22 protein-coding genes are annotated in these 26,128 nt (G+C 37.3%); 18 read left to right on the top strand and 4 right to left on the bottom strand.

The window, feature by feature from the left end; genetic code table 11:
* The first annotated feature begins 14 nt into the window (after positions 1 to 14).
* The 12 genes from CVS92_RS00305 to CVS92_RS00245 all read left to right on the top strand — a co-directional run bounded on the left by CVS92_RS00305 (position 15) and on the right by CVS92_RS00245 (position 16,704).
* Positions 15 to 1,067, top strand: a complete 1,053-nt coding sequence (locus CVS92_RS00305) for a hypothetical protein (protein WP_107788107.1) — start codon at positions 15 to 17, stop codon at positions 1,065 to 1,067.
* Between the two features lie 647 nt (positions 1,068 to 1,714).
* Entirely contained in the window at positions 1,715 to 2,359 is a 645-nt protein-coding gene (locus CVS92_RS00300) for a cupin domain-containing protein (protein ID WP_107788106.1), read from the top strand.
* A gap of 113 nt (positions 2,360 to 2,472) precedes the next feature.
* On the top strand, positions 2,473 to 3,633 hold the full coding sequence (locus CVS92_RS00295; RefSeq protein WP_107788105.1) for a multidrug effflux MFS transporter: 1,161 nt from the start codon (positions 2,473 to 2,475) through the stop codon (positions 3,631 to 3,633).
* Positions 3,626 to 4,264, top strand: a complete 639-nt coding sequence (locus CVS92_RS00290; protein WP_084042244.1) for a uroporphyrinogen-III synthase — start codon at positions 3,626 to 3,628, stop codon at positions 4,262 to 4,264. The genes CVS92_RS00295 and CVS92_RS00290 overlap by 8 nt, the downstream gene beginning before the upstream one ends.
* A gap of 232 nt (positions 4,265 to 4,496) precedes the next feature.
* On the top strand, positions 4,497 to 5,741 hold the full coding sequence (gene purD, locus CVS92_RS00285) for a phosphoribosylamine--glycine ligase (RefSeq protein ID WP_107788104.1): 1,245 nt from the start codon (positions 4,497 to 4,499) through the stop codon (positions 5,739 to 5,741).
* Complete coding sequence (locus CVS92_RS00280; RefSeq protein ID WP_107788103.1) at positions 5,738 to 6,187, top strand: RDD family protein; 450 nt, start codon at positions 5,738 to 5,740, stop codon at positions 6,185 to 6,187. The genes purD and CVS92_RS00280 overlap by 4 nt, the downstream gene beginning before the upstream one ends.
* The gene (locus tag CVS92_RS00275) at positions 6,180 to 8,339 is read left to right on the top strand and encodes an LPS-assembly protein LptD (protein WP_107788102.1); all 2,160 of its coding nucleotides are present in this window, start codon (positions 6,180 to 6,182) and stop codon (positions 8,337 to 8,339) included. The genes CVS92_RS00280 and CVS92_RS00275 overlap by 8 nt, the downstream gene beginning before the upstream one ends.
* Positions 8,340 to 9,038, top strand: a complete 699-nt coding sequence (locus tag CVS92_RS00270; RefSeq protein WP_021091548.1) for a hypothetical protein — start codon at positions 8,340 to 8,342, stop codon at positions 9,036 to 9,038.
* A complete protein-coding gene (locus tag CVS92_RS00265) occupies positions 9,028 to 11,226 on the top strand; it encodes a polyribonucleotide nucleotidyltransferase (protein ID WP_107788101.1) in 2,199 nt (732 codons plus the stop codon). The genes CVS92_RS00270 and CVS92_RS00265 overlap by 11 nt, the downstream gene beginning before the upstream one ends.
* A 17-nt stretch (positions 11,227 to 11,243) precedes the next feature.
* Positions 11,244 to 12,095, top strand: a complete 852-nt coding sequence (locus CVS92_RS00260) for a universal stress protein (RefSeq protein WP_021091781.1) — start codon at positions 11,244 to 11,246, stop codon at positions 12,093 to 12,095.
* A 301-nt stretch (positions 12,096 to 12,396) separates the two neighbouring features.
* Positions 12,397 to 16,014 (top strand): DNA polymerase III subunit alpha, encoded by a 3,618-nt coding sequence (gene dnaE, locus CVS92_RS00250; RefSeq protein ID WP_107788100.1) that lies wholly within the window; start codon positions 12,397 to 12,399, stop codon positions 16,012 to 16,014.
* Positions 16,015 to 16,029: 15 nt separating this feature from the next.
* Positions 16,030 to 16,704, top strand: a complete 675-nt coding sequence (locus CVS92_RS00245) for a DUF6882 domain-containing protein (protein WP_103649144.1) — start codon at positions 16,030 to 16,032, stop codon at positions 16,702 to 16,704.
* Here CVS92_RS00245 and CVS92_RS00240 read toward each other — a convergent pair.
* From CVS92_RS00240 to CVS92_RS00230, 3 genes are read right to left on the bottom strand one after another with little or no spacing between them, the layout of a single operon-like run.
* On the bottom strand, positions 16,701 to 17,363 hold the full coding sequence (locus tag CVS92_RS00240; protein WP_107788099.1) for a cysteine hydrolase family protein: 663 nt from the start codon (positions 17,361 to 17,363) through the stop codon (positions 16,701 to 16,703). The genes CVS92_RS00245 and CVS92_RS00240 overlap by 4 nt on opposite strands.
* A 2-nt stretch (positions 17,364 to 17,365) precedes the next feature.
* The gene (locus CVS92_RS00235; protein ID WP_107788098.1) at positions 17,366 to 18,349 is read right to left on the bottom strand and encodes a sensor histidine kinase; all 984 of its coding nucleotides are present in this window, start codon (positions 18,347 to 18,349) and stop codon (positions 17,366 to 17,368) included.
* Positions 18,346 to 19,182: a DUF234 domain-containing protein gene (locus CVS92_RS00230; protein ID WP_107788097.1), complete on the bottom strand. Its 837-nt coding sequence runs from the start codon at positions 19,180 to 19,182 to the stop codon at positions 18,346 to 18,348. Before CVS92_RS00230 ends, CVS92_RS00235 begins: the two co-directional genes overlap by 4 nt.
* Before the next feature lie 110 nt (positions 19,183 to 19,292).
* On the opposite strand from CVS92_RS00230, the gene CVS92_RS00225 reads away from it, so the two are divergent.
* From CVS92_RS00225 to CVS92_RS00210, 4 genes are all read left to right on the top strand, one after another.
* Positions 19,293 to 20,624, top strand: coding sequence for an aminotransferase class V-fold PLP-dependent enzyme (locus CVS92_RS00225; protein WP_107788096.1), 1,332 nt, complete (start codon positions 19,293 to 19,295; stop codon positions 20,622 to 20,624).
* Positions 20,621 to 21,367: a hydroxymethylpyrimidine/phosphomethylpyrimidine kinase gene (locus CVS92_RS00220; RefSeq protein WP_107788095.1), complete on the top strand. Its 747-nt coding sequence runs from the start codon at positions 20,621 to 20,623 to the stop codon at positions 21,365 to 21,367. Before CVS92_RS00225 ends, CVS92_RS00220 begins: the two co-directional genes overlap by 4 nt.
* Positions 21,360 to 21,965, top strand: a complete 606-nt coding sequence (thiE, locus tag CVS92_RS00215; protein WP_107788094.1) for a thiamine phosphate synthase — start codon at positions 21,360 to 21,362, stop codon at positions 21,963 to 21,965. The genes CVS92_RS00220 and thiE overlap by 8 nt, the downstream gene beginning before the upstream one ends.
* A 70-nt stretch (positions 21,966 to 22,035) precedes the next feature.
* Positions 22,036 to 23,313, top strand: coding sequence for an aminotransferase class V-fold PLP-dependent enzyme (locus tag CVS92_RS00210; RefSeq protein WP_107788093.1), 1,278 nt, complete (start codon positions 22,036 to 22,038; stop codon positions 23,311 to 23,313).
* A gap of 37 nt (positions 23,314 to 23,350) precedes the next feature.
* Here CVS92_RS00210 and CVS92_RS00205 read toward each other — a convergent pair whose 3' ends face one another.
* Complete coding sequence (locus CVS92_RS00205) at positions 23,351 to 24,457, bottom strand: FtsW/RodA/SpoVE family cell cycle protein (protein ID WP_107788092.1); 1,107 nt, start codon at positions 24,455 to 24,457, stop codon at positions 23,351 to 23,353.
* A 52-nt stretch (positions 24,458 to 24,509) separates the two neighbouring features.
* Between CVS92_RS00205 and CVS92_RS00200 the strand changes: the two genes are divergently transcribed.
* Together CVS92_RS00200 and CVS92_RS00195 are read left to right on the top strand one after the other, a co-directional pair.
* Complete coding sequence (locus CVS92_RS00200; protein WP_107788091.1) at positions 24,510 to 25,481, top strand: RluA family pseudouridine synthase; 972 nt, start codon at positions 24,510 to 24,512, stop codon at positions 25,479 to 25,481.
* On the top strand, positions 25,414 to 26,088 hold the full coding sequence (locus CVS92_RS00195; RefSeq protein ID WP_199906389.1) for a fibronectin type III domain-containing protein: 675 nt from the start codon (positions 25,414 to 25,416) through the stop codon (positions 26,086 to 26,088). The genes CVS92_RS00200 and CVS92_RS00195 overlap by 68 nt, the downstream gene beginning before the upstream one ends.
* Positions 26,089 to 26,128 lie beyond the last annotated feature (40 nt).

Genomic DNA, 26,128 nt, shown 5'->3' with positions numbered 1-26,128 from the left:
CCTTAAAGAGAATAATGAAGGAATATCTTTCTGTTCTTGAAAAATATGAAGACAAAATAGATTGTTTTGAAAAAGAAGATATTAAGAGACTGATAGGAGAAGTTCGCTTATTTTGGTATCGTCAGCAACGTTATATACGCTATTTTTTTTCAAATATTGATAAAGAGGATAATGTAACATATTTATCGGGGGCTGTAAGATTGGATATAAAAAATTCTGGTCACAAAGAGTATATTATTGTAAAAGGATGCAAGTTAGTAAATGATCCATTAATGAAAATGACGTCTTTTTATCATGGAACAGATGGTGAAATAAATTTTGAAACAGCAAATAGATATTTAAAGGATTGTTTTTCTGATATGCTTGTGCTTTTACGTGAGTATTCTGAAGACTTTTTTGTAATTCCATTAGAAACAATAACTACTACAGATAACGACGAATATCATAAGGTACTTGTCAATGCTGCGGAACAAATGTTATTGTCGTTTTTTTCTAAGCGGTATTGTTCTATTGAGGAAATGAAGAATGATAATTCTTCATACAAGGAGTTAGATGACCATTTATACAGCTGGATAAAAGAACGATTGGTTCTTGATTCCATTGAAGATAGTAAATTGTCAATAGAAGAAAAATGTAAAAAAGCTCTTAATACTCAAAAAAAGTATATTCCGCTCATGGAATCGATGAGTGAATCTGCTCTATTTTTTATCTTGGTAATTCAGCATTGCATGGGAGCGATAGCAACATTTAATTGTATGCAGAACTTAAGAATTATGCCCTATATTAGGGATGATATTGCTTTTCAATATTTCGATTTACTCTTTCATTCAAGCATAAATGATAAATTTGATATATTCGATTATTTGCGAGTACTTATACCTTATATATTGCAAAAGACATTTGATTTTTCTGAATGGGGTTATGGGGAAGTAAAGCGAAAAATGGGTGAAGGTGTCCTTATTGATTATATTCTTGAGAGCATAGCAATTGAAGAAGATGGTTATCCAAGAATTTCTGATATAGTTGACAAAGCAAAAGATTATATAGAAAAACTGGAAATGAATTAATTGCAAATGAATAGAGAAACCGAATTTTTGAATTCAGTTCTTCGTGAACTGACAAGTCTGTGTCATTATGACTGCTGGCAACAGCTATCGAGAAGCAGGCAACAGGTTATTAGAAGTACGAACAATGAGGATAAGAGTACCTTTCATGGATACATTGATGAAGTTACATAAGATCAAAGGTTTTTTTACAAAGATAAAGAATTGAGTGCTAACTTATTTAGAATTTCACCGACAGAATGAAAGCTAAGAAAAGACAAGGAATAAGGGGAGGAGGCAACAAAATTTCACTATTTAGTAGCAAAAGAATTTAGAAGTGTTATAGAAAAATAGTTGGTGCTATGTCGGAAAATTTGCTTGTTACTGTAGTATCACTCTTGATACTGATATGATACTAAATAATTCAAAAACTACGAAGAACAGGTATAAAAACAACAAAAAATAGAAACTAAAAAGATACTGTTATAGAATAAAAGAAACAAATATGATATGGTAATTATTGAGTGGCCAAATTCCTTTATGGAATTTTCCGTAAAGGGAACTTCTTCATATACATTAGTTTTAATTAGGATATTTTTTCTCTTTTTATTAACATTGGTCAATGAAATTTAGCTCTTAACCTTTTATAATTTTGCAAAAAAGGATATAAAATGAGTCAAATTTACAATCTAAACGCCGATACGAAAGTCGTCGCGAAAAGTGTTGTTAGTAAGAGAATTTTTGATTGCGAGAACGCTCATGTCGATGTATTTGCATTTGATACGGGCGAGGAGCTAGATCATGAGATGCTGTTTTGCGACAGCCTTGCATGGGTTGTGGAGGGCGGTGCTAGCCTATACTACGGTGAAAAGCAGATGCATATAGGCAATGAGCAAGCTTGCCTGATAGAGAAAAAAGTGTGGCGCAAGCTGGTTTTTAACAAACCAACGAAATATATTTCAATTGATTTTAAGGAGGATTTAATGATAGATCATTTACCTAAGGCAGCTATTTTTAGCTTAGTTGATGCAGTCGAATACGAAAAAGGCAAAATCGTGAGTAAAACGCTCGTAAAGAACGAAAACGGCTCAATGTCATTACTTAGTTTTGACACAGACCAAGAGCTCTCAACTCACGCAGCTCCAGGTGATGCACTACTTATCGCACTTGATGGCGAGATGAAGCTAACTATTGGTGATGAACATTTTGATATCAAAAAAGGCGATACCATCGTCCTTCCAGGCAAAATACCACACGGATTAAAGATAAAAGATAAATTTAAAATGCTCTTAATCGTCACTAAAGACAAAATGTAATACTAAGCCCTAATTTTAGGGCTTTTATATTTTATAAATCACGTTAAATTTACCCTTAATAACCCAAAAAGCAAAGTCATAATATAATCTCTTTTAAAATTTAAAGAAAAACTATGAAAAAAGAAAATTCCAAGCTATTTTTGTTACTATTTTTAGGTGCTCTCTCTGCCTTTGGACCATTTGTTACAGATCTTTATTTGCCAGCACTTCCGGCTATTACTGAGTGGTTTAAAACAAGTGTCACAGCTACACAATTAACGATCACGACATCAATGGCGGGCTTAGCCATAGGTCAGCTCATAGTTGGCCCAATAAGTGATAAATTTGGCCGGAAACTGCCCCTTACCATCTCGCTCATCGTCTATACGATAAGCACTATTTTTATATTTTTCTCGCAAAATATCCAGTTTTTTATCTTTATGAGAATTATTCAAGGGCTTGCAAGTGCAGGCAGCTTGGTTATTTCAAGGGCTGTTGTTAGTGATCTTTATAAGGGCCATGAAATGACTAAATTTTTTAGCCTTATGATGGTCGTAAATGGTCTAGCCCCGATACTTTCACCAATTGGCGGTAGTTTGCTGCTTAAATTTACCGACTGGCGCGGCATCTTTATGGCACTTACTATCATTGGTATCTTACTTTTTATTACAAATTTTTATTTCAAAGAGAGCTTGAGTCAGTCAAATCGCTTAAAAATGCCTTTGCTAGTGACTTATAGTGTTTTTGGCAAAATTTTAAGAAAGAAAAAATTTATACTTTTCGTAAGCATTCAGACATTTGCGATGGGTGCGATGTTTGCCTATATAGCGTCATCTTCGTTTATTTTTCAAGAATTTTATTCTCTAAGTCCAGTAAGTTATAGCTTTTGCTTTGCTTCAAATGGTTTGGGGCTTATTATAGGAGCAAGGCTTGCCAGCCTTTTAAATGAGAGAAAAGCGCTCAAAACTGGGCTTTTTGGTACCTTGTTTGCTAGTGTTTTTATTGCTTTTATGCTTTGCTTTAAATTTGAAGTGATCGGCGTTATCATCGCATTTTTCTTATTGCTTCTTTTTACAGGATTTGTCTTGCCAACTGCTTCATCGCTAGCTATGAACGAAGGCAGAGAATACGCAGGTTCAGCCTCAGCGATACTTGGATTTTGTCCATTTTTCTTAGGCGGCGTCGTCTCTCCGCTAGTTGGGCTTGGCGATATATTTTATTCAACTTCTATTGTTATTTTAGCCTGCACATTACTTGCTTTGATGTCTTTTTTAAGGTTAAAAAGAGTTGCGTAAAATTTATCTTATTTCAAATACAAAAACGACTAATGAGAGCGTTATAAATTTAAGTGTTAGCAAGATCGAGTTTTTAAAATTTGAATTAAATTTAAGCGACTATGATGTGCTGGTAGCCACTTCTAAAAATGCTTTTAATGCATTAAAATTTAATGGCATTTCGCCTATAAATTTGCCAGTCTTTGCCATTGCAAATAGTTGTGCGTCGGCCGCAAGAGAGTTTGGATTTAGCGAAATTTATACCGGAAAGAATGCTCACGGAGATGACTTCGCAAGAGAAATTTTGCCACTTTTAAAAGGTAAAAAGGTTATTTATCTAAAAGGTAAAGATAGTGCTTCAAATTTCTTAGAAATTTTACAAAAGGGCGGCGTAAATATAAAGGCGATCGTTGCCTATGAAAATATTTTAAATCCTTGCAAAATGGAGCTAAAACCGCCAAAAAATAGTATCTTGATCTTCGCTTCTCCACTAAATGTCAAAAATTTTCTTAATAATTTTGGTTGGGATGAGAGCTATCAAGCGATAAGCATTGGAAAGGTCACTGCAAAAGAGCTAAAATTTACCGAGCCAATAGTGAGCCAAAGTCAAGATATAAACGCCTGTATCGCGCTTGCCAAAACATTACTTTAAGCAAAGAATTTATATAATTTTATTGCCTGAGTGAAGCGAGTCAGCATTTTACGGGGTCCAACACTTTTTTGTTAGCGAAAAGGTATGGATGCCTTGTGATGTGGCTTCGTTTGAGTCTGAAAAGGCGAGAAGTTGCAACCGTTTGGTATCCATCTATTTGCAAGATTGGCTTTGTTTATGGGCCACTCTTCTATGCGACGCCCACTCGGGTTTTTAAATTTACGGAGATGAAATGAATATTCTCATAATAGGAAGTGGCGGCCGCGAATACGCCATTGCTCTAAAACTAAAAAACGAAAAAAATATAAATTTATACTTTGCGCCAGGAAATGGTGCGACCTCACGCCTTGGCGAGAATTTAAATATAAAAGACTTTTATGAGCTTGCAAAATTTGCTAAGCAAAATGATATTGCCCTAACTATCGTAGGCCCTGAAGCGCCGCTTAGTGAAGGCGTAGTGGATATCTTTAAAAAAGAGGGCTTGCTTATATTTGGACCAAGCAAAGCAGCAGCTAGACTTGAAGCTAGCAAGGCTTATATGAAGGACTTTTTAGCTAGAAATAACATAAAAACCGCAAGATATTTAAATACAGATGATAAAGAAAAAGCATTTAAATTTATTGATACCTTAAGCGCGCCGATGGTCGTAAAGGCCGATGGTCTTTGTGCCGGAAAAGGCGTTATAATCGCAAATTCTAAAGATGAGGCCAAAGAGGCAGTTAGTGACATGCTAAGTGGAGCTAGCTTTGGCGAGGCTGGTAAATTTGTGGTAGTTGAAGAGTTTTTGGATGGCTTTGAGCTTAGCTTTTTTGCTATTTGTGACGGCGAAAATTTTGTAAGTTTGCCAGTGGCACAAGACCACAAACGCCTGCTTGATAACGACGAGGGTCCAAATACTGGTGGCATGGGTGCTTACGCTCCAAGTCCGCTTGCTTCAAAAGAGCTGATAAAAAGGGTTGAAGAAGAGGTTGTGAAGCCAACTTTAAAAGGGATGAAAAACGAGGGCAGTCCGTTTTGTGGAGTACTTTTTGTGGGACTGATGATTGTGAAAGATGAGCCTTATGTGCTTGAGTTTAACGTGAGATTTGGCGATCCTGAGTGCGAGGTCTTGATGCCATTAATTGACGGAAATCTAAGCGAAATTTTACTAAATGCTGCAAAGGGCGAGCTAAAGCCTATTAGCTTAAAAGATGAATTTGCAGTTGGCGTTGTGATGGCTAGTAAGGACTATCCGTATAAAAGCAGCCCAAAAGCTAAAATTTCAGTTTTAAATGATGTAAAAGATGCTCACATCGCTTATGCTGGTGTTAGCGAGCAAGGCGGAGAAATTTATGCAGATGGTGGCAGGGTATTAGTCTGCGTGGCTACTGCGAAGAGCATAAAAGAGGCACGTGATAGAGCTTATGAGCTTTGCGAAAATGTAAAATTTGACGGAACACATTATAGGAAAGATATTGCCTGGCAGGCATTAAAATGAGTATGCAGATAGTTGAAAAACTTGAAAAAGAAGAAATTTCGCTAGCGTCTTTTTCAAAAAGAGTGCTAGCTTACTCAATTGATGAATGTATTGTTTCTTTTTTGTTTTTGATCATTTACTGGGATGCCTTTTTGTCGGTTATGAGCTATGATGAAGCCAGAAATTTGACTTTAAATTTCTTTTGGCAAATAGTCGCACTAAAGATTATTTATCATGCATTTTTTGTTTGGTATTATGGTGCGAGTCTTGGACAAATGCTAACAAAGACGATGTGCATTAATGTAGAAATTTTAGATAGACCAAATTTTATTTTAAGCTTGGTAAGAGCGATTTTTAGGTTGGTTAGTGAAGCTTGTTTTTATCTTGGTTTTGCATGGGCATTTGCAAATCCAGCTAGGCAGACTTGGCAAGACAAAATAGCAAAAACAGTGGTGATAAATGCGTAAAATTTTATTTTTAGTTCCGGTTTGTATTTTAAATTTAAGTGCAGCTGTGCAAGATGTGCAGCTTTTGGCTGATGATGTAAAGCAAGATAAAGGCATCGTCACGGCCAATAAAAACGTCGTTGTATATTCTCAAGACTACCTTGTGACAGCTGATTGTGCAGTTTATGATCAAAATAATTCGGTTATTGAGCTTTTTGGTAACGTCAACATGATGAAGGGCAAGAGTGAAGTCTCTCGCTCAAACTATGCAAAGCTAAATTTAAAAAATAATGACACTGCTTTTGAATCGCTTTTTATGATGAATAAAGATATGGAAGTGTGGATGAGAAGCGATGAGAGCAGCTCTGACAGTGAGTACTATAGAGTAAAAAAAGCGATGGTTTCAAGCTGTAATGTCCAAGACCCTGACTGGAGTATCACTTCAAGCTCAGCTATGCTAAATAAACAAAGCAAATTTTTACATCTTTTTAACCCAGTCTTTCGTATAGCTAATGTGCCAGTTTTTTATTTGCCATATTTTGGTTTTTCAACAGATACCACAAGAAGAACAGGTCTTTTGCCGCCTGAGCTTGGATACGGAAAATCTGAAGGTTTTTATTACAAGCAGCCGATTTATTTTGCACCTTATAATGAGTGGGACTTCGAGCTTGATCCGCAGATAAGAACAAATAGAGGTGCTGGAATTTATGGTGCGTTTAGATTTACTGAGTCGCCTGATTCAAGGGGAGAAATAAGCTTTGGCTCATTTACTGATAAAAGCAGCTACCAAGCCAAGCAAAAAGGAGAGACCTCAAATAAGGCTGAACTAAAAAATAAAACACATAAAGGCATTGGACTAAAATACGAAAGAGATAAGCTTATAAGATACCTTAGTGAAGCGGATTTGCAAGAGGGAATTTGGATAGATGCAACGAAGCTAAATGATATAGATTATTTAAATTTAAAAGGCAGGGATGATGATTATGATTCGCTTGTAACTTCTAAATTTAACTATTTCATCGCAAATGACGATCATTATTTTGGTGCTTATGCAAAATACTACATAGACACTGAAAAAATTGGCTCAAAAAATGAGAACAAAGACACTCTTCAAGAGCTTCCATCGCTTCAGTATCATAAATTTACAGATGATATTGTCTTGCCAAATATCTTATATTCACTCGATCTTCAGTCACATAGATACGATAGAAAGATAGGCGTTAGAGCGACTCAGTATGAATTTACGCTTCCAGCTTCAGTGCATGTGCCACTGCTTGATGATAGTTTAACTTTTTCATTTTACGAGTATCTATACGCATCAAGAATAAATTACGAGAATAAGATAAATTCATTTGATGATAAAAGAGAAGATAAGCATACAAATTTTGTAAATAATTACCACAAATTTGCCCTTCACACTGACCTTGCAAAAGCGTATGAAAGCTTTTATCATACTCTAAATTTTGGAGCTGAATATCTACTGCCAGGCTATAGAAAAGGAAATTTAGATGATGAGTTTATCTATGATAAAAATCTAAATGAGTATGAAAATTTCTTGACTCAAGAGCAGAGTAAGGAAGAAATTTCTGGTTATCTGACGCAGTATTTCTTTAACTCTAATGGTAGAAAGATTATAAAACATAGTATTTCTCAAGGATATTACACAAAAGAAGATGAATATTCGAATTTAAAAAATGCTATTTATCTATATCCATTTGAAAATTTAAGCCTTTATAATAAGCTTGAATATTCACACAAGAGTAAAGAGCTTAAAAAGATACAAAGCGGATTTTCATACACAAATGATTTATTTTGGCTAAATATGCTTCACACCATGAAGAAAAATGATAGCAAAATAAAAAATAGTGCGACAAAAGATAGCTATTTTACAAGTGGTCTTGGAGTAAAGTTGCCTCATCAATACAGCCTTATTGGCGGCTGGCAATATGATATTGAGCGAAGCTACACAAAAAGCTGGAGAGTTGGTGTACTTCATCAAAGAAAATGCTGGAATTACGGGATAATTTATCAACAAGATGTAGAGCCAACAACAACAATAAATGGCTCAGCATCAACTAGAAAAAATGGTATTTATTTCACGATAAATTTCTATCCAATGGGCGGTTTGCACTATGACTTTTCGCAAAGCAGCACAAAATCGAGTGCCAACTAAATGATAACGGCTAAATTTAAGGATCAATTAGAGGCAGCTAGCAAGCTAATTGAAATTTTGCCAAAAAAAGAGCTCGTAGATAAAAAGACGATAGTTGTTTGTATGTCGCTTGAGTCAGTTATACTCACAGATGCAGTTTGTAGAAGTTTAAATTTAAGCTACGAGATGCTCTTTAGCGAGCCAATACCTGCGCCAAATAATAGCGAATGTGATGTTGCAATAGTTAGCGAAACAGAAGATATAGTGTTAAATGATAAACTTATAAAAGCTTTTAATATAAGCTATGACTATATTTACGGCGAAGCACATAGAAAATATGAAGAAAAAATTTTAAAAAACGTTTATAAATACCGAAAAGGAAATTTGATAGGAGAGCTAAAAGATAAAAATATTTTACTAATCGATGAGGGGTGCGAGACTGGTATGACGGCACTCATTTGTATAAAGACGTTGCTTGATGTGAAGGTAAAATCCATCTCATACGCAACGCCAGTGATTGCTACTGATGTCTTTACAAATTTAAATGATATGGTTGATGAAATTTACACGATAAACAAGATCGTTGATTTTATCGATGTGGATTCGTATTACGAGAAAAAGATCGAAGCTACGAGTGAGCGTATCATGTCAATATTAGAAGAGAGCCCTTATTATTTGCCGTTACAAAAACAACAAGGAGATAAAAATAATGCAATATAGTATAGAAGTCAATAATCAGGTTGAAATTTTTGACCTTAATAAAGTAGCAAAACAAGCTAGCGGAGCGGTACTCTTAAGGGTGAAAAATACCGTAGTTTTAGCAACTGTTGCAAGAGAAGACACACAAGTTGAGGAGGATTTTTTACCTCTAACGGTGCAGTATATAGAAAAAGCCTACGCCGCTGGAAAAATTCCTGGTGGTTATGTTAAGCGCGAGACAAAGCCAGGCGACTTTGAAACGCTAACAGCTCGCATCATCGATAGATCTCTTAGACCACTCTTTCCAAAAGGTTACGCATATCCAACTCAAATCGTTGTAATGGTGCTTTCAGCTGATCCTGAGGTTGATTTGCAAGTTGTAAGTCTAAATGCAGCCTCCGTTGCTCTTTATCTTAGTGACATCCCTGTAAATCGCCCAGTATGTGGCGTTAGAGTTGGTTATATAGATGAAAAATTTGTGATCAACCCAAGCAACTCTGAACTAAAACAAAGTGCGATCGATCTTTATGTAGCTGGTACAAAAGATGAGCTTTTGATGATCGAGATGAGAAGCTTGCCTCAACAAACTACGCAGCTTATCCCGATGGTCGCTATTGAGCCGATGATAGATCCGAGCTTAAGTGACAGCATGGCTCAAAAACAGCTAATGAATGAATTTAGCGAAGACATGATGGTTGAGGCGATTGATTTTGCTGGTAAGGCGATACTAAGAGCTAGCAGTGCTTACGAAGAAGCTTTCAAAGAGCATAAGAAAGAGGACGCTGCGCTTGAGTTAAAACCTGAAATAGAAAATGAAAATATCGCTATTTATATCGATAAATTTTATAAAGCTGAAGTCAAAAATGCGATCAACCAAATGGCAAAAAGCGAGCGTGCGAGCGAACTTAGCAAGATCGCGAAACAAATTTCAAGCGATGAGGTCGCTCAAAAAGAGGGCTGGGACGAGGCTGTCATCACAAATGTCCTTGGCAAATATAAAAAGAAAATCGTTAGAGAGCAGATCATAAACGAGGGCGTTAGAGCTGATGGGCGTGGTCTTGAAGAAGTTAGACCTATTAGTATCGAAACAAATGTGCTTCCAAATGCACATGGCTCATGCCTCTTTACAAGAGGACAGACGCAGGCTTTGGTTGTCACTACTCTTGGCACTGACAGCGACGCTCAAATGTATGACATCCTCACTGAAAAAGTACCTTTTGTAGAGAAATTTATGTTTAACTACAACTTCCCAGGCTTTAGCGTAGGTGAGGCAAGTCCACTAAAAGCTCCTGGTAGACGTGAGCTTGGACATGGAAATTTAGCCAAACGTGCCCTTGCACCAAGTATCGATCTAGCTTCGCCATACACAATAAGAGTTGTTTCAGAAATTTTAGAGAGCAACGGCTCAAGCTCGATGGCTAGCGTTTGCGGTGGCTCGCTTGCACTTAGAGCAGCTGGCGTAAATACTTTAAAACTTGTCGCAGGTGTCGCTATGGGATTAATATTTGAAGGCGATAAGCATGCAGTGCTAACAGATATCATGGGACTTGAAGATCATGACGGCGATATGGACTTTAAAGTAGCAGGTACAAGCGATGGCATCACAGCGCTTCAGATGGATATTAAGCTTGGTGGCATTAGCTTAGAAGTGCTAAAAGAGGCACTTTATCAAGCAAAACGTGGTAGAGAGCATATCTTATCTTTAATGGCAGAAGCGGATAAAAATATAAAAATAAATGAAGATGTGCTTCCAAAGCTTGAACTATTTAGTGTTGACCCAAGCAAGATCGTAGACATCATCGGACAAGCTGGCAAGACTATAAAAGAGATCATTGAAAAATTTGAAGTCTCAATAGACCTTGATAGAGAAAAAGGGGAGGTAAAAATCGCAGGTGGAGCAAAGAAAAATGTCGATGCCGCAAAGGACTACATCATCTCTATCACTTCAAAAGACAATGGACGTTCATTTGGCAAAAAGCCGTTTAAACACGACAAAGAGCGTTCAAAACCAAATTTTAATATCGGTGATGAGTTTTTGGGAACCGTAAAGAGTGTGGTTGATTTTGGTGTGTTTATCGAGCTAAAAGATGGCATTGATGGCTTGCTTCACATCTCAAAGATAAAAACACCATTAAACGTAGGCGATCAGGTTAAAGTATGTGTGAGCGAGCAAAAAGGAAATAAAATTTCGCTCTCTTTAGTTGAATAAATTTTAAAGGACAGATGATGAAATACAAAAAGTTGCTTTTTCCAATAGGAGCTGGAGACGATATCGAGCCAAGAATTTATGGTGCCCTAAAGGTTGCTCAGTGGTTTAACACACATATGGAAATTATGACTTGTCAGCTTGATCCAAGCGTAGTTTATAATATGAAAATGACGCTTCGTGGAGGAGTGCTTTTTGAAGAATTTCTAAAATCAGCTAAATCTGAACTAGCTGTCGAGCATGAAGAGAATGAGAAAATTTTCAATAAAATTTGTGCTGAGCTTGGCATAAAAGTAACTAGTGAAATCATTGAAGATGTTTGCACTGCAAATTTTACGATTCACAGTGGCAAAAGAAGTGCGATAGTGGAGCAAGAGAGTAAATTTTGCGATCTAGTAGTGGCCGCTGTGCCACTTGATGGAAAGATCACTGGAACATTTGAGTCAGCTGTTTTAAAAAGCGGTAAAAATGCGATTGTAATCCCTAGAAAAATGCGTGAGTTTAAAGCCGATAATATCCTTGTTAGCTGGACTGGCACGACGCAAAGCTCAAGAGCATTAACAGGCTCGATCGATCTTTTAAAAAAGGCAAAAAAGGTTCAGTGCATTACCTCAAAAGCAAGCCTTGGCGATAATGCTGAACTAAATCTTAAAAAGCTTGAAGAGTACTTTAAAATTCATGGCATATCAGCCACTTTTGAAGTGATTGCTACTACGATGATACCTGGCGAAGCGCTTTTAAAAGCAGCTATTGATAGAAATGCTGATCTAATCGTTGCTAGCAGATATGGTGAAAATGGTCTTATGGAAATGGTGCTTGGTGGCACTTCAAGATTTTTCTTAGAACACACAAATATCCCAGTTTATCTATAATAGATTGCGGCTTAGTCCGCGATCTAATTCTTTTTCACTTTATAGATTTTAAAATTCCATTCACTCATAAGAATTGACTACTAAATTTTGGCTTCACTGACCGCTTAACTCAAATTTTAGAGCCGAAATTACTCGTTTAAAATTTACAAGACCTTAATAGCATAGTGCGTCAGATGACAGCGCGCTTCGTTCTTAGCCACAGACTGAAAAATATCTAAATTTTAAAGTTCCCATTAAGATTTCATCAAGCACCTTATTAGCCAAAATTTTGTAAAATCCACTCATTAAAAAAGGATAAAAAATGAGTGAAAATTCTAGCTTTACGCACCTGCATTTACACACCGAATACTCCCTTCTTGACGGAGCGAACAAGATAAAAGAGCTAGCTCACGTGCTTCATGATAGAGGCGACACAGCAGCGGCGATTACTGATCACGGCAATATGTTTGGAGCGATAGATTTTTACAAGGCGATGAAAAAAGAGGGAATAAAACCGCTAATTGGCATCGAAGCTTACGTTCATAATGGCGAGCAGCTTGATGACAAGAGTACTAAGCAGCGCTTTCACCTTATACTAATCGCCAAAAATGAGACTGGCTATAAAAATTTGATGTATCTTAGCTCCATGAGCTACATCGAGGGCTTTTACTACTATCCTCGTATAAATAAAAAAATCTTAAAAGAGCACAGCGAGGGCTTGGTTTGTAGCTCAGCTTGCTTGCAGGGCGAGGTGAGTTGGCATCTAAATTTAAGCGATCGTAACGTCAAATTTGGCGCAAAGGGCTACGAGAGGGCAAAAGAGGTCGCGCTTGAGTATAAAGAAATTTTTGGAGATGACTTTTATCTTGAGATCATGCGTCACGGCATCGGTGATCAAAAACGCATTGATGATGATATTTTGCGCATCGCCAAAGAGACTGGCATAAAGGTCATCGCCACAAACGATACTCACTACACTTTTAAAGAGCGAGCTGACGCGCATGAGGTTTTTATGTGTATCGCGATGAACAAAACGTTAGATGATCCAAACCGACTTCGCCACAGCGTCCATGAGTTTTTTGTTAAGAGCAAAGAGCAGATGAGCGAGCTATTTTTAGATATCCCTGAAGTGATAGAAAACACCCAAGAGATCGTGGATAAGTGCAATCTTGAGATCAAGCTTGGCAACCCAACTCCGCCAAATTTTAAATTTACACTTGAATATGCTAAAGAGAGAAATTTGACCCTCCCAGAGCCAGAAAACAGATATAGTTTTAAAAACGATGCTATATTTTTTGAATATGAATGTAGAAAGGGCCTTGAAGAGAGGCTAAAATTTGTCCCTGAAAATTTACACGAAGAGTATAGAAAGCGCCTTGAGATAGAGATTGGTATCATAAATAAAATGAATTTCCCAGGCTACATGATGATCGTTTGGGACTTCATAAATGAGGCCAAAAGTAGAGGCGTACCAGTTGGTCCAGGACGTGGTTCTGCAGCTGGTAGCTTGGTCGCTTACTCGCTAAAGATTACTGACCTTGATCCAATCCCATACAACCTACTTTTTGAGAGATTTCTAAACCCAGAGCGTGTTAGCATGCCAGATATCGACGTGGATTTTTGCCAAAGCAGACGTGGCGAGATCATCGACTACGTCACGCAAAAATACGGCAAATTTAACGTTGCTGGCGTCATTACATTTGGTAAATTGCTCGCAAAAGGTGTCATTAGAGATGTCGCTAGAGTCTGCGACATGCCTTATGCGGAGGCTGATGCGATGGCAAAGCTTATCCCTGATGAGCTAAACATCACGCTAAAAGACGCCTACGAGAAAGAGCCAAAGATAGCTGAGCTAATAAGTCAAAATCCAAAGGCGGCTAAAATTTGGAAATTTGCCCTTGATCTTGAGGGGCTAAACAGAAACGCCGGTCAGCACGCAGCAGGCGTTGTCATCTCAAACGAAGAGCTTTGGAACAAAACTCCGCTATTTCGCCAGCCAAACAGCCCAGAAGATCGCTTTGTCACTCAGTATAGCCTCAAATATCTTGAAGACGTTGATTTAATAAAATTTGACTTTCTTGGTCTAAAGACGCTAACGGTTATCGATAATGCGATCAAGCTTGTTAAACAGCGCACTGGCAGAGACATCATCTGGGAGCAGGTCGATAAAAACGACTCTGGCGTTTATAAAATGATACAAAGTGGCCAAGCCATCGGCATCTTTCAGATAGAGGGTGAGGGTATGAGAAAGCTAGGAACTAGCTTGCGCCCAGACTGCTTTGAAGATATCGTCGCGATGCTAGCACTCTACCGACCAGGACCGATGGAGAGTGGCATGCTTGATGACTTCGTCAAAAGAAAACATGGCGAGGCGGAGATAACATACTCATTTAAAGAGCTTGAGCCGATCCTTGCGCCAACATACGGTGTCATCGTCTATCAAGAACAAGTTATGCAAATCGTTCAAGCTATAGGTGGCTTTAGCCTTGGTGGGGCGGACCTTGTGCGCCGTGCGATGGGTAAAAAGATCAAAGAAGAGATGGACAGACTAAAGGGCGAGTTTGTAAAAGGCGCTGAGGCAAAAGGGCTAAATGGACAAAAAGCAGACGATCTTTTCGAGCTAATTGTAAAATTTGCAGGATATGGCTTTAATAAATCTCATTCCGCAGCTTACGCCTACGTCACATTTCAGACGGCTTATCTTAAGGCCTATTATCCGGCTGAATTTATGGCGGCACTTCTTACAAGCGAGGAGAGCAACGTCGATAAGATCGTTCGCTATATCGATGAGATAAAGCGCATAAATATAGATACTTTGCCGCCATCTATCAACAAATCAACTAAAGAATTTAGCGTCGTTAAAAATGGTGATCATGACGGTATTATCTTTGGGCTTGGTGCGATTAAAGGCGTTGGCGGAGCGGCTATTGAAAACATTATCACTGAGCGTGAAGCAAATGGCGAGTTTAAGAGTATGGACGACTTTGTCTCAAGGATCGATCCATTTAAAGTAAATAAAAAGGTCTTTGAAAGCCTCATAAAAGCTGGTTGCTTTGATGAGTTTGGCTTTAGTCGCAAGATGCTTATGCAAAATGTAGAAAATATCATAGAAGCTTGCAAAAGTGCTGCTCAGATTCGTAAAAATGCTGTTGAGAGCTTGTTTGGCGAAGATGAGAGCATGAACGATGTGAAGATAAATTTTGTCACTATAAATGACGAATTTGACATCAAACAGATCTTGAAATTTGAGCAAGAGAGCGTTGGTATCTACCTCTCAGGCCACCCGCTTGATGATTATAAAGACGAGATCAACAAGATAAAATACACTCTAAGTTCAGAATTTGAGAGCTTGCCGCAAAGCGCTGAAATTTTAGTCGTTGGCAAGATCGAAGACTTTAGCACAAGGATAACCAAAAGTGGCAAGAAAATGGGCACTATAAATGTGCTTGATTTTCATGGAAATATCGAGATCGCAGTCTTTGAAAGAGAGCTTGGCAACATCGAAGATATAGTAAAAGATGAAGCAAAACGCGACCTGCCTTATGCTTTTAGGATAAATATCACAAAAGATGATCAATTTGTAAGGACAAATTTAAACGAGGTTTATAGCCTAGAAGATGCGCAAAATTTAGACTTTAAGACAAGAAAGCTAAAACAAAATTCTAAATTTTCTAAAAATGAAGAAGCTAGCACACCTCAAAGAGCAAGAGAATATGCCGAGCTAGAGGTGCTTTTATGCCTTAGTGAGCTTAGCAAAGATAAGATTACCAACCTTTATAATCTTGGCTATAACGAACATATAAAAAGTGGCACGAACAATGATAAGCGTCTTGTTATTAAGATAAAAAATGAAAATACAGCTCAAATTTTTGTCTATAAGACAAAATTTGTTGTAAATGACAGCTTTAAAGAAAAAGCACTTCAAGCAATAGCTTGCTAAGACCTCGGTGAAGCGATGTTTTTAGATAAGCTTGGCGTAGATAAAAGTAACTGGAGCGAGCTTTTTAGCGCATGTGTTGGCAAAGCGACATTACTTCAAAAACGTGCATTTAAGCTACTTGTTGAAGGTAGCAACTGGCAGGTCGATTTTGATAGCGGTAAAATTTACTTTGATGAGCATGAGTTTGATATGCAGTTTATCGGCTCTGAAAGCTTCTCGTCAAATACGTGGCTTTGGGGTTATGAAAATATAAATGGCTTTGATGAGCGGTTGCTCGAGCTTGCAAATAAAGCACGCGAGTTTGGTGAGAAATTTGGACTTAGCGCATTTGGTATGCCACAATTTGAGCTAGATGAAAATTTTAATGGTCACACGATTAGTATGATCCTTTGCACCGCTTTTGATGAGCAAAATTATTATAGGATAGAGTACGAGGGCGGAGCGGCGTATGTGGCTTTTAGATCAAATATGGTCTTTGAAGAGCCAGTGCTAGCAAATGAGCTTTTAAGCGTAGTAAATGAGTGTTTAAGCTCTTACGAGCTAGATCACAAAATCTTTATAAAAGGACTTTTGCTAAGCTGTGATATGAAATTTAGCGAAAGTCCTAATGAGATCATAGTGAATAAAAACGAGCTTAGCTTTAAATTTGACGAGCTAAATAGGCTCATAAATATTTCAAGCAAGCTTTAAAATTTAATACTCTTTACCACATCAGCGCCAAGTGCTAGCTTCATATGAAGAGAAAACATCTCGTGGTAAAAATCGCCATTGTGTCCTGGTATATCGTACGTTTGTGTAAGATCAAACGGTACGATAACTCTTGCTTTTTTATTGTATTCATTGGCTCGTAGTTTAAGATAACTAACGCACTGATAAACGCACATATCAGTGCAATCTCCGGTGACTATAAAGGTGTCTAGCTCCGGACGCTCTTCTAAAAATTCCTCAAATTCTTTATTAAACGCAATGCTTAAAGAGTTTTTATAAAATGTCTTGAACTCTTTAAAAAAGCTTAGATTTTCTATCTCTTTTACGGTTTTTATCTCATTTGTATCAAGTATGGCATGTGGCAAAAAGTTCTCAAATTCTTTTGAATCACTGGTGTGTCTATCTTCTATAAGGATAAAATTTCTAAAACCAAAATCTTTCCATGCTCTATCAAAAAGTGTTGCGATCCCTTTTGATAAGGCGGCCACTCTTTGACTAGCGAGCGCGCCACTACCAGCAAATGCTTCTATCATATCGATACAGATAAATGCAACGTTTTTTACTCCATCGTTTGAAATTTCTCTCAAGTCAAGCATTTGAAGAGAATTTTTAAATGTCTCAAGTTCGTTTTGTATATTCATTTTTACTCCTTTATTGGTAAATTTATGCAAAATGTTTTTGGATTTAGTGTGATCTCGATACTGCCTTTGTGAGCCTCTATGATCTGCAAGCAAAGGTGTAGTCCAAGGCCGTTTCCTTTTAGCTTGCTACTTTTAAATGGCTCAAAGACTATGGCTTTGTCTTTGATAGGCTCGCCACTATCGTAAACGATAAATTTATGCTCACTCGGTGTTTTTTCATAGCTTAAAATGATCTCTCCCTCATCATCATCGCTCTCTTCGATAGCATCAATGGCGTTAAATAAAATGTTTTGAAAGACAATGGCTAGTAGATCAAGATCGCCCATATATTTGCCATCTGGAAATTCTAGGCTAAATTTTATATCCTTTGAATAGTCGTAAAAATTTATAGCCTCTTCGCACTCTTTTTTAAGCTGCGAAAAGTCAAAAATTTGTGCATTTATGTTAAGACCCTTTGTGAAAAGTAGAGTGGCTTTGATTATGCGTTCGACTCGCCATGTAGCTTTTTGTATTTGATTTACGATAGGCTTTGTGCGCTCATCAGCTCTTTTAAGTAGAGTTGAAGCTAAAAGTGAGATAGAGCCCACTGGATTTCTGATCTCGTGGGCTAGGTGAGCTGCTACTTGGCCCATAGATGCAAGACGCTCGGTGCGTTTTTCTACTGTTATGTTTGTTGCAGAGATTATTAGTTTATTGTCTTTGGAGCTTGTTTTAAAAAGATAAATTTTCCCATCTACATTTATCTCACCCTCTTTTTTTGGTATCTCTTTAAAAATTTTACCAAGTCTTACTGCTTCTGAGTTTTGTAAAAAAATCTCATCATTTTCATCCAACACCCAGATAGCATTAGGCAGAATTTCCACAATATCTTTAATGAAATTTTGCAAGTTTGCATAAGATGATGTTAAATTTTTATATTCGTTTTCTATCAGATAAGTCTGCTCTATCAGGCTTTTTAAGCCAGCTTGGATATCGTGTTCGTTCATTTTAAAAGTTCCTCAAAATCGCTAATTTCATAAAGCCTTAGCCTTTCATCCTTTAGATTTCTTAGCTCGCTACTAAATCCACTCTTTGAAAAAAGAGCAATAATATCTGGTCTGATATTTAGTTTTTCGCATTTTTTTAATAGTAAATTTAGCACGTTTTTACAAACCTTTCTCTCTTTGTATTTTGCCTCGCCGACTATTATTTTGCCACCTATATTTAATAGCATATCAAGCTCTATATTCCTGCTCCAAAAGCTACTTAAAAATATACCATTAATCAGAAATTTTTTTGCCATGAGTTCACCGCATAAAATTTCAAATCCAAGGCTTGCATATTCGTCAAATTCTTTTTTTATAATGGCTAAAATTTCATTATTTTTGCCAGCTTTTAGCAAGCTTAAATTTGGCTCTATAAATCTAAACCAAAACCTTGAAAAATTGCTATTAAAATGTATTTTATCCTCAACTTTATAGCCCCTTTCTTCTTTTTTTAGCATTTGATTTTTTGATCTTTTCGGAAGTACTTCTCTACTTTTTTCAAGCAGTAAAAAATTCTTTTCAAAAAGCTTTGCATAGACTTTGCTGGCTAGGCTTTGAGGTAAAATTTTATGTACGTTAAATTTTTTTCTATCGCTTCGTGCGAGTTTTATGAGGGCAGATTTTATAGCATCGTTTGTATCGGATTCGAAGTAAAATTTTGGCATCAAGGCTAAGAAGTTGTTTAGAATTTCAGCCTCGATCGCTTCAAAAACATCATAATATGAGTGCTTTAAATCAAACTCATCAAAGACGAGATGAAATTTAATAAGTTCATTTATATCAAGGTGTTTCATTCGCTCAAATGTTGATTTTAAAGCTTTTATACTGGATCCTTTATTTGGGCATTGTAGTATATTTTAGCTAAAGTAATCTATAATGCTACGCAAAAAACAAGGGTTGTGATTTGGTAAATTTAGAGCATATTAGAGAAAATATAATTTTAAAAAATGGCATTTATTATTTTGACTTTACAGCTTCAGGACTAGCTTATAAACCTATCGAAGATGAGATGGCAAAAATACTTCAAACATACGCAAATACGCACTCTATCAGCTCATCAAACGCCTATAAAACCGCTCAAACTTATGAAGATTCAAGACGTGAATTAAAAAGCTTACTAGGCCTTGATGAGAGCTTTTGTCTTTTTGCTTGTGGCAATGGAGCTACCGGTGCGATAAAGAAATTTCAAGAAATTTTAGGAATTTATGCACCACCAGCACTCAAAAAAAGATATGCCCTAAAGCCAGATGAAAATTCTCCGCTCGTGGTGCTTGGCCCTTATGAACATCATTCAAATGAGATAAGCTTTAGGCAAGCACTTTGTGAGGTTGAGCGTATCAGGCTTGATAAAAATGGAGGGATCGACTTTAATCATTTGGAGCAAATTTTAAGGATAAATATCGGTCGTGAGATCATCGCAACTTTTAGTGTGGCTTCAAATGTGACGGGGGTTTTGAGCGATTATAGAAAAATTTATACTCTTGTAAAATCTTATGGTGGCATTGTGGCATTTGATGCTGCAAGTTTTAGCGCTTATGGAAATATTGATTGTGACTATTTCGATGCTCTTTTTTTATCTCCTCATAAATTACTTGGTGGAGTTGGAAGTTGTGGGCTCCTTGCTATAAAAAAGATATTTGCAAACTCAGATGAGCCGACATTTGCTGGTGGTGGAACGGTAAGTTATGTCAGCAAAAACTATGCTATTTTTGTAAAAGATAGTGAACAGCTAGAAGAGGCTGGCACTCCGCCTATTTTAGGACTTATAAGGGCAAATTTGGCTTATAGGCTAAGAAATGAGATAGGATTTGGGACAATATATGAAAATGAGAGCGAGCTTGGAGAGTATTTGGAAAAAAGACTAGCAGAAATTTCTGAGCTTACGTGCTATCATCCAAATAACATAAAGCGTTTGCCGATATTTGCTTTTAATGTGACTGGTGTTTCGCCTTATGAATTAGCCAAAGTTTTAAGCAAAGAATATGGCATTCAAACGCGTGCAGGATGTTCTTGCGCTGGGCCATATGGACATGATTTGCTTCATTTAAAAGAAGATGCGCTATTTACCCATAAGCCAGGCTGGGTAAGGGCTGGACTCCACTATACGCATACGCTAAAGGACGCGGATTATTTAGTAGATGCATTAAAAAATAGCATTAAGAAGTATTCAAGTAGTTGGAAAGTCGATGATCCTTTTAGTGTTGATAAAATTTCAGGTTGTATGGGAGATAGATGAAAAATATATTAATCATTGCAGGAAGTGATAGTGTCGGCGGCGCTGGCGTACAGGCTGATATTAAGACATGCGAGGCATTTTCTTGCTACGCAGCCACAGCCATTACGGCTCTTACGGCACAAAATACAAATGGCGTTAGCAATATCTTTGCTACAAATGTTACAAATCTAAATGAGCAGATCAAAATGGTAGATGAAGAGCTGAACATAGATGCCATAAAGGTTGGTATGCTTTTTAATAAAGAGCTTATATCTTGCGTTGGTTCTTGGCTTGAAAAATTTCATAAGCAAGGCATTAAAATAGTAATAGACCCAGTTTGCGTAGCAAAATCAGGCTCAAAGCTTCTTGAGGATGACGCGATAGCAAGCTTAAAAGAGCTTTTTAAATTTGCAGACATTATCACGCCAAATATCGATGAAGCCAAAGTTTTGGAGTTTGATAGTAAAAATTTACCTTGCGATATGATCTTAAAGCGAAGCATGGTTGCAGAAATTTGTGAAGATACTCTTTATAAAAAAAATGGTGACGTAATTAAATTTAAAGAGCCACTAATAAAACCAGAGATCATGCATGGGGCTGGGTGTAGCTTTGCAAGTGCGCTGGCCTGCTTGCTGGCAAATGGATACGCCAAAGAAGAGGCTATAAAATTAGCCAAAAAATATATTTTAAATGCTATTAAAAATGCAATTACTACAAAATTTGGCAAACGTCTACTAAATCATAAAGTTGGCATAAGTGATTGAAATTTACGCGATTAGCGACGATGTGTTGATGCCTGAAAATTTAGCCTTGCAATATACTAAAGAAATTTTAGAGTGTGGGGTGAAATTTTTTCAATTTCGCTCTAAAAAAATACCCAAAGATGAGAGGCTAGCTGGTGAAATTTTCAACCTATGCGAAAAATTTGGAGCAAGATTTATCGTAAATGATGATATTTTATTTGCTGCTCATATAGGAGCAAAGTCCGTGCATTTGGGAAAAGATGATGCGAGCATAAAAGAGGCGTTTGAAATTTTAGGAGATGATGCTTACGTGGGGGTTAGCTGCTATGATAGCTTGGAGCTTGCCCTTAGGGCAAAACAAAATGGTGCTAGTTATGTGGCTTTTGGAGCGATGTTTAAAAGCCCAACAAAACCAAATGCGCCACTTTGCAAGACCCAAACCATATCACAAGCAAAAGAAATGGGAATGAATGTGTGTGTCATAGGGGGTATAAATTCTAGCAATATTGCAAGTGTCGCTAGAGTAAAGCCAGACATGATCGCCTTAATATCTGCTATCTATGAAGATGGCACAATAAAGAAAAATATAGAAAATTTACAAAGAAATTTATTGCTTTAAAAGATACTTGTTTTGCAAGATTTTTTATGAAAATTTAATTATAATCCCTGCTTTAAATAAAAGGAAAACATTGCTAAATATCGATGAAGTAAGAAAAAATATCATTTTAAAAGAGGGCCTTTACTATTTTGACTACACGGCTTCAGGTCTTGCTTACAAGCCCATTGAAGATGAAATTTTAAAATTTTTAAAAACCTACGCAAATACTCACTCAGATAGTAGTTCAAGCGCAGTGCTAACGCAAAAATACTATGAAAATGCAAGAGCTGAGCTAAAAAGCTTATTGGGTCTTGATGATAGTTTTTATCTTATTGCGACTGGTCAAGGAGCGACGGCTGCGATAAAGAAATTTCAGGAGATAGTGGGAATTTATATCTCACCAGCTACAAGAGCTTTGATCGGCGAAGCAAATTTAAGAAATTTAAACTTGCCATTAGCGATCATTGGCCCTTATGAGCATCACTCTGTTGAAGTTAGCTTAAGAGAAGGGCTTTGTGATATAAAACGTATAGAGCTTGATGAAAACAATGAGATAGATTATGCGATGCTTGAGAATACATTAAAGCAAAATGCAAAAAGAAAGATAATAGCTAGCTTTAGTGCCGCCTCAAACGTCACTGGCGTTAAAACCGATTATAAAAAAATTTACTCGCTGATTAAAAAATATAATGGCATTTTGGCACTTGATGTGGCTACTCTTAGTGCTTATGAAAATGTCGATTGCAGATATTTTGACGCACTGTTTCTCTCGCCTCACAAGCTGCTTGGCGGAGTTGGGAGTTGCGGGCTTTTGGCTATCAAAAAAGAGCTTTGTAAAAATTTGCCTACATTTGCAGCAGGAGGCACAGTCAAGTACGTAAGCAGGACATCGCATATTTTTACTAATGAAGTTGAAAATTTAGAAGAGGGCGGCACGCCACCGATAATGCAGCTAATGCGTGCAAATTTAGCCTACAAGCTAAGAAATGAAATCGGACTTAATAATATAAAAGTGGCTGAATGTGAGCTAGGCGAGATGTTTTGTAAAGAGCTAGAAAAGATAGATGAGGTGATAAATTATTGTCCTGAAAATTTAGACAGATTGCCTATTTTTGCATTTAATGTAAAAGGCATTTCGCCTTATGATTTTGCTGCTAGTTTAAGTAGCGAATTTGGCATCCAAACACGTGCAGGCTGTGATTGCGCTGGGCCGTATGGACATGATTTGCTTAATCTAAAAGATAATACCATTTTTGAAGCAAAACCTGGCTGGGTACGTGTTAGCATTCACTATACGCATACAAAAGAGGATATAAAATATCTTATAAATGCCATAAAATCTTGCATCAAAAAGCACAAAGAAGGATAGAGCAAAAACTATATGCTTGATATTTGCGGAGAAAATTTTAGAAGTGAATTTTTATAAAGCTATAAGTTCTATCAAATCTAAAAGTTAGCAAATTTTGCAAAATTCCAAAAAGCACCATAAATGTAACAAAGCTACTTCCGCCATAACTAAAAAATGGTAGCGGCACACCTACAACTGGTGCAAAACCGATCGTCATTGAGACATTTACACCCACATAAACGAAGATTAGTGCAGCAATCCCCGTGGTGGTAACTTGCGTAAAATAGTCGTTTTTTAGACCATAATTTAAACTTAAAAGATGTGTTATGAGTGCTCCATAAAGTCCAAGCAGAAACAATCCACCATAAAAGCCAAAACGCTCGATATTGTAGGCAAAGATGAAGTCACTAGTGGCGATTGGCAAAAATTTAAAGTGCGTCTGGGTCGCTTCATCTTTTGGCTTGCCTTTGAGTCCGCCGCTACCTATGGCGATGATGCTTTGTTTGACATGATAGCTTGGCTCCTCAGCGATAAAATCGTGAATCCTCTTTTTTTGATAGTCATGTAAATTTTCATACAAAACTGGCGCCAAAAAGCCTATCGCAAGGATGATAGTGATCCAAATTTTCTTATTTACTCCGATGACAAAAAGGATGGTATAACCAACTATTAAAAGTATGAGTGCAGTGCCAAGATCAGGCTCTTTCATGATGAGCACAAATGGTAAAAGTATATAAAAACTAAGTCTTAAAAAATCTTTTACTCCGTATCCATCAGCCTCTGGAGGACGCTGTTTGATGAGATAAGCTAACATCAGCAAAAAGGCTGGCTTCATCAGCTCTGATGGCTGAAGTGTGAAGTGAACGAAGGGAATTTCTAACCAGCGCCTAGCGCCTAGTTTGCTAACGCCAAAGAGATCTACGCTTAAAAGTAGCACGATACAGACCCAGTAAAACATAGGAATGATCCAGTCGATACGTCTAATGGGCAGTAAAAATGCTACGCAAAATGATGCAAAACCTATGCCAAAATAGATAAGCTGTTTGTTTGCTAAAATGTCGTTTGCTTCGGAAACCAGGATGTATGAGATGGCTATGATTGGGATGATCAAAAACGGCTGAATAAAATCAAAATGTGTTAAAATACGCCGATCTAGTTTTATCAAGAAGCAAACCTTAATTTTTGGGCTAGATTATATCACAAACAAGGCTTTGATTTTGGTTAAATTTAATGTTTTAAATAGCTCAAGACTCGACGTTGCAGTGGCCAAAGAGCTTCAAATTTCACGTAATCAAGCTTTAAATTTGATAAAAGACTCCCTTGTAAGCGTAAATTTAAAACCAGTCTCAAAACCAAGCTTTTTACTGAGTGAAAACGATGAAATTTGCGTAAATTTTGCCCCAAAAAAAGAGGTGCAAAACGAGTATGAAGTAAATTTTGACATCCCGATCATCTACGAGGACGACGATCTCATAGTGCTAAACAAGCCCCCGCAAATCGTCGTTCACCAAGCCCCAAGCGTCAAAGAGGCGACACTTGTTGAGTGGCTAAACAAAAAGGGCTTTATGCTCTCAAATTTAAACGGCGACGTAAGAGCTGGCATCGTCCACCGCCTAGATAAAGGTACTAGCGGCGCTATCGTCGTTGCTAAAAACAACTTCGCCCACGCAAAACTAAGCGAGCAGCTAAGCGATAAGAGCATGGGACGAATTTATCTAGCGCTGATCGACCTACCGCTAAAAGAGGACGTCATCATAGAAAAGCCAATCGGCAGAAATCCAAACAACCGCCTAAAAAAAGCGATCGTCATGGACGCTAAATTTGCAAAAAGCGCTTTTGTAAATTTGCTAAGTGAAAATGGCATAAATTTAATAGCAGCAAAACTTTTTACAGGTAGGACGCACCAGATAAGAGTGCATCTTGCTAGCATAAATCGCCACATTTTAGGCGATGATTTATACGGATTTAAGAGCCAAGGCGATAAAATAAGCAGGGTTATGCTTCACGCTTATATGCTTTATTTTATCCATCCACGAACTGGCAAAAGGGTAGAATTTACCGCAAAAACGTATGATGACTTTAACCAAATAATTTACAAAAAAATTCCCAAGGAGATTTTTGATGAAAAAATTTGCCCTACGCATATTGACACCATTTTTGGCAGCTTTCTTAGCGGGATGCGGCTCTAGCGTACCGACTCAGCAAAGTATGTCACTGCCTACGATTACAAGTTTAAAAACTATTTCAGATATGACAGAAGTTGGCTTCGAGTGGAATCCAGTGACCGATGAGAGCGTCGTTGGCTACTATCTTTATCGCTCAAATCCAAATGATGCAAACTCAAAAATGCAACTAGTTGCAAACATAAAAGACCGCTTTGCAACGCACTATGTGGACCGCAATCTAGCTCCAGAGACAACTTACTCGTACCAAATGAGAACCTACTCAAGTAACGCCATCTCTCAACCGGGCACAATCGCAACAGCAACTACAAAGCCACTGCTTGACTCAGTACCATTTTCGCAAGCTATTACAGGGCTTCCAGGACGTGTAAAAGTGATCTGGAGACCACATCCTGATAGCACCGTGGCAAGCTATATTATTCAAAGAAGTGATGCAGGAGCTAATAAATTTAGCCAAATTGCAGAGGTAAATGGCAGACTAAATGCTGAATATATCGACAGTGAGGTAAAACCTGGCAAGTCTTATGAGTATAGAATTTTAGTTAAAACTTCTTCAGGTGTTGTCTCAAAACCAAGCCAAAATATCAGTGCAACGACAAAGGAGTTACCCTAAATCAGTAACAAACCTTCAGGCAACAAAAAATGCACCAAAA

The organism is Campylobacter concisus (assembly GCF_003048555.1).
Taxonomy (GTDB): Bacteria; Campylobacterota; Campylobacteria; order Campylobacterales; family Campylobacteraceae; genus Campylobacter_A; species Campylobacter_A concisus_AO.
This window is presented reverse-complemented; position numbering and strand designations above follow the sequence as displayed.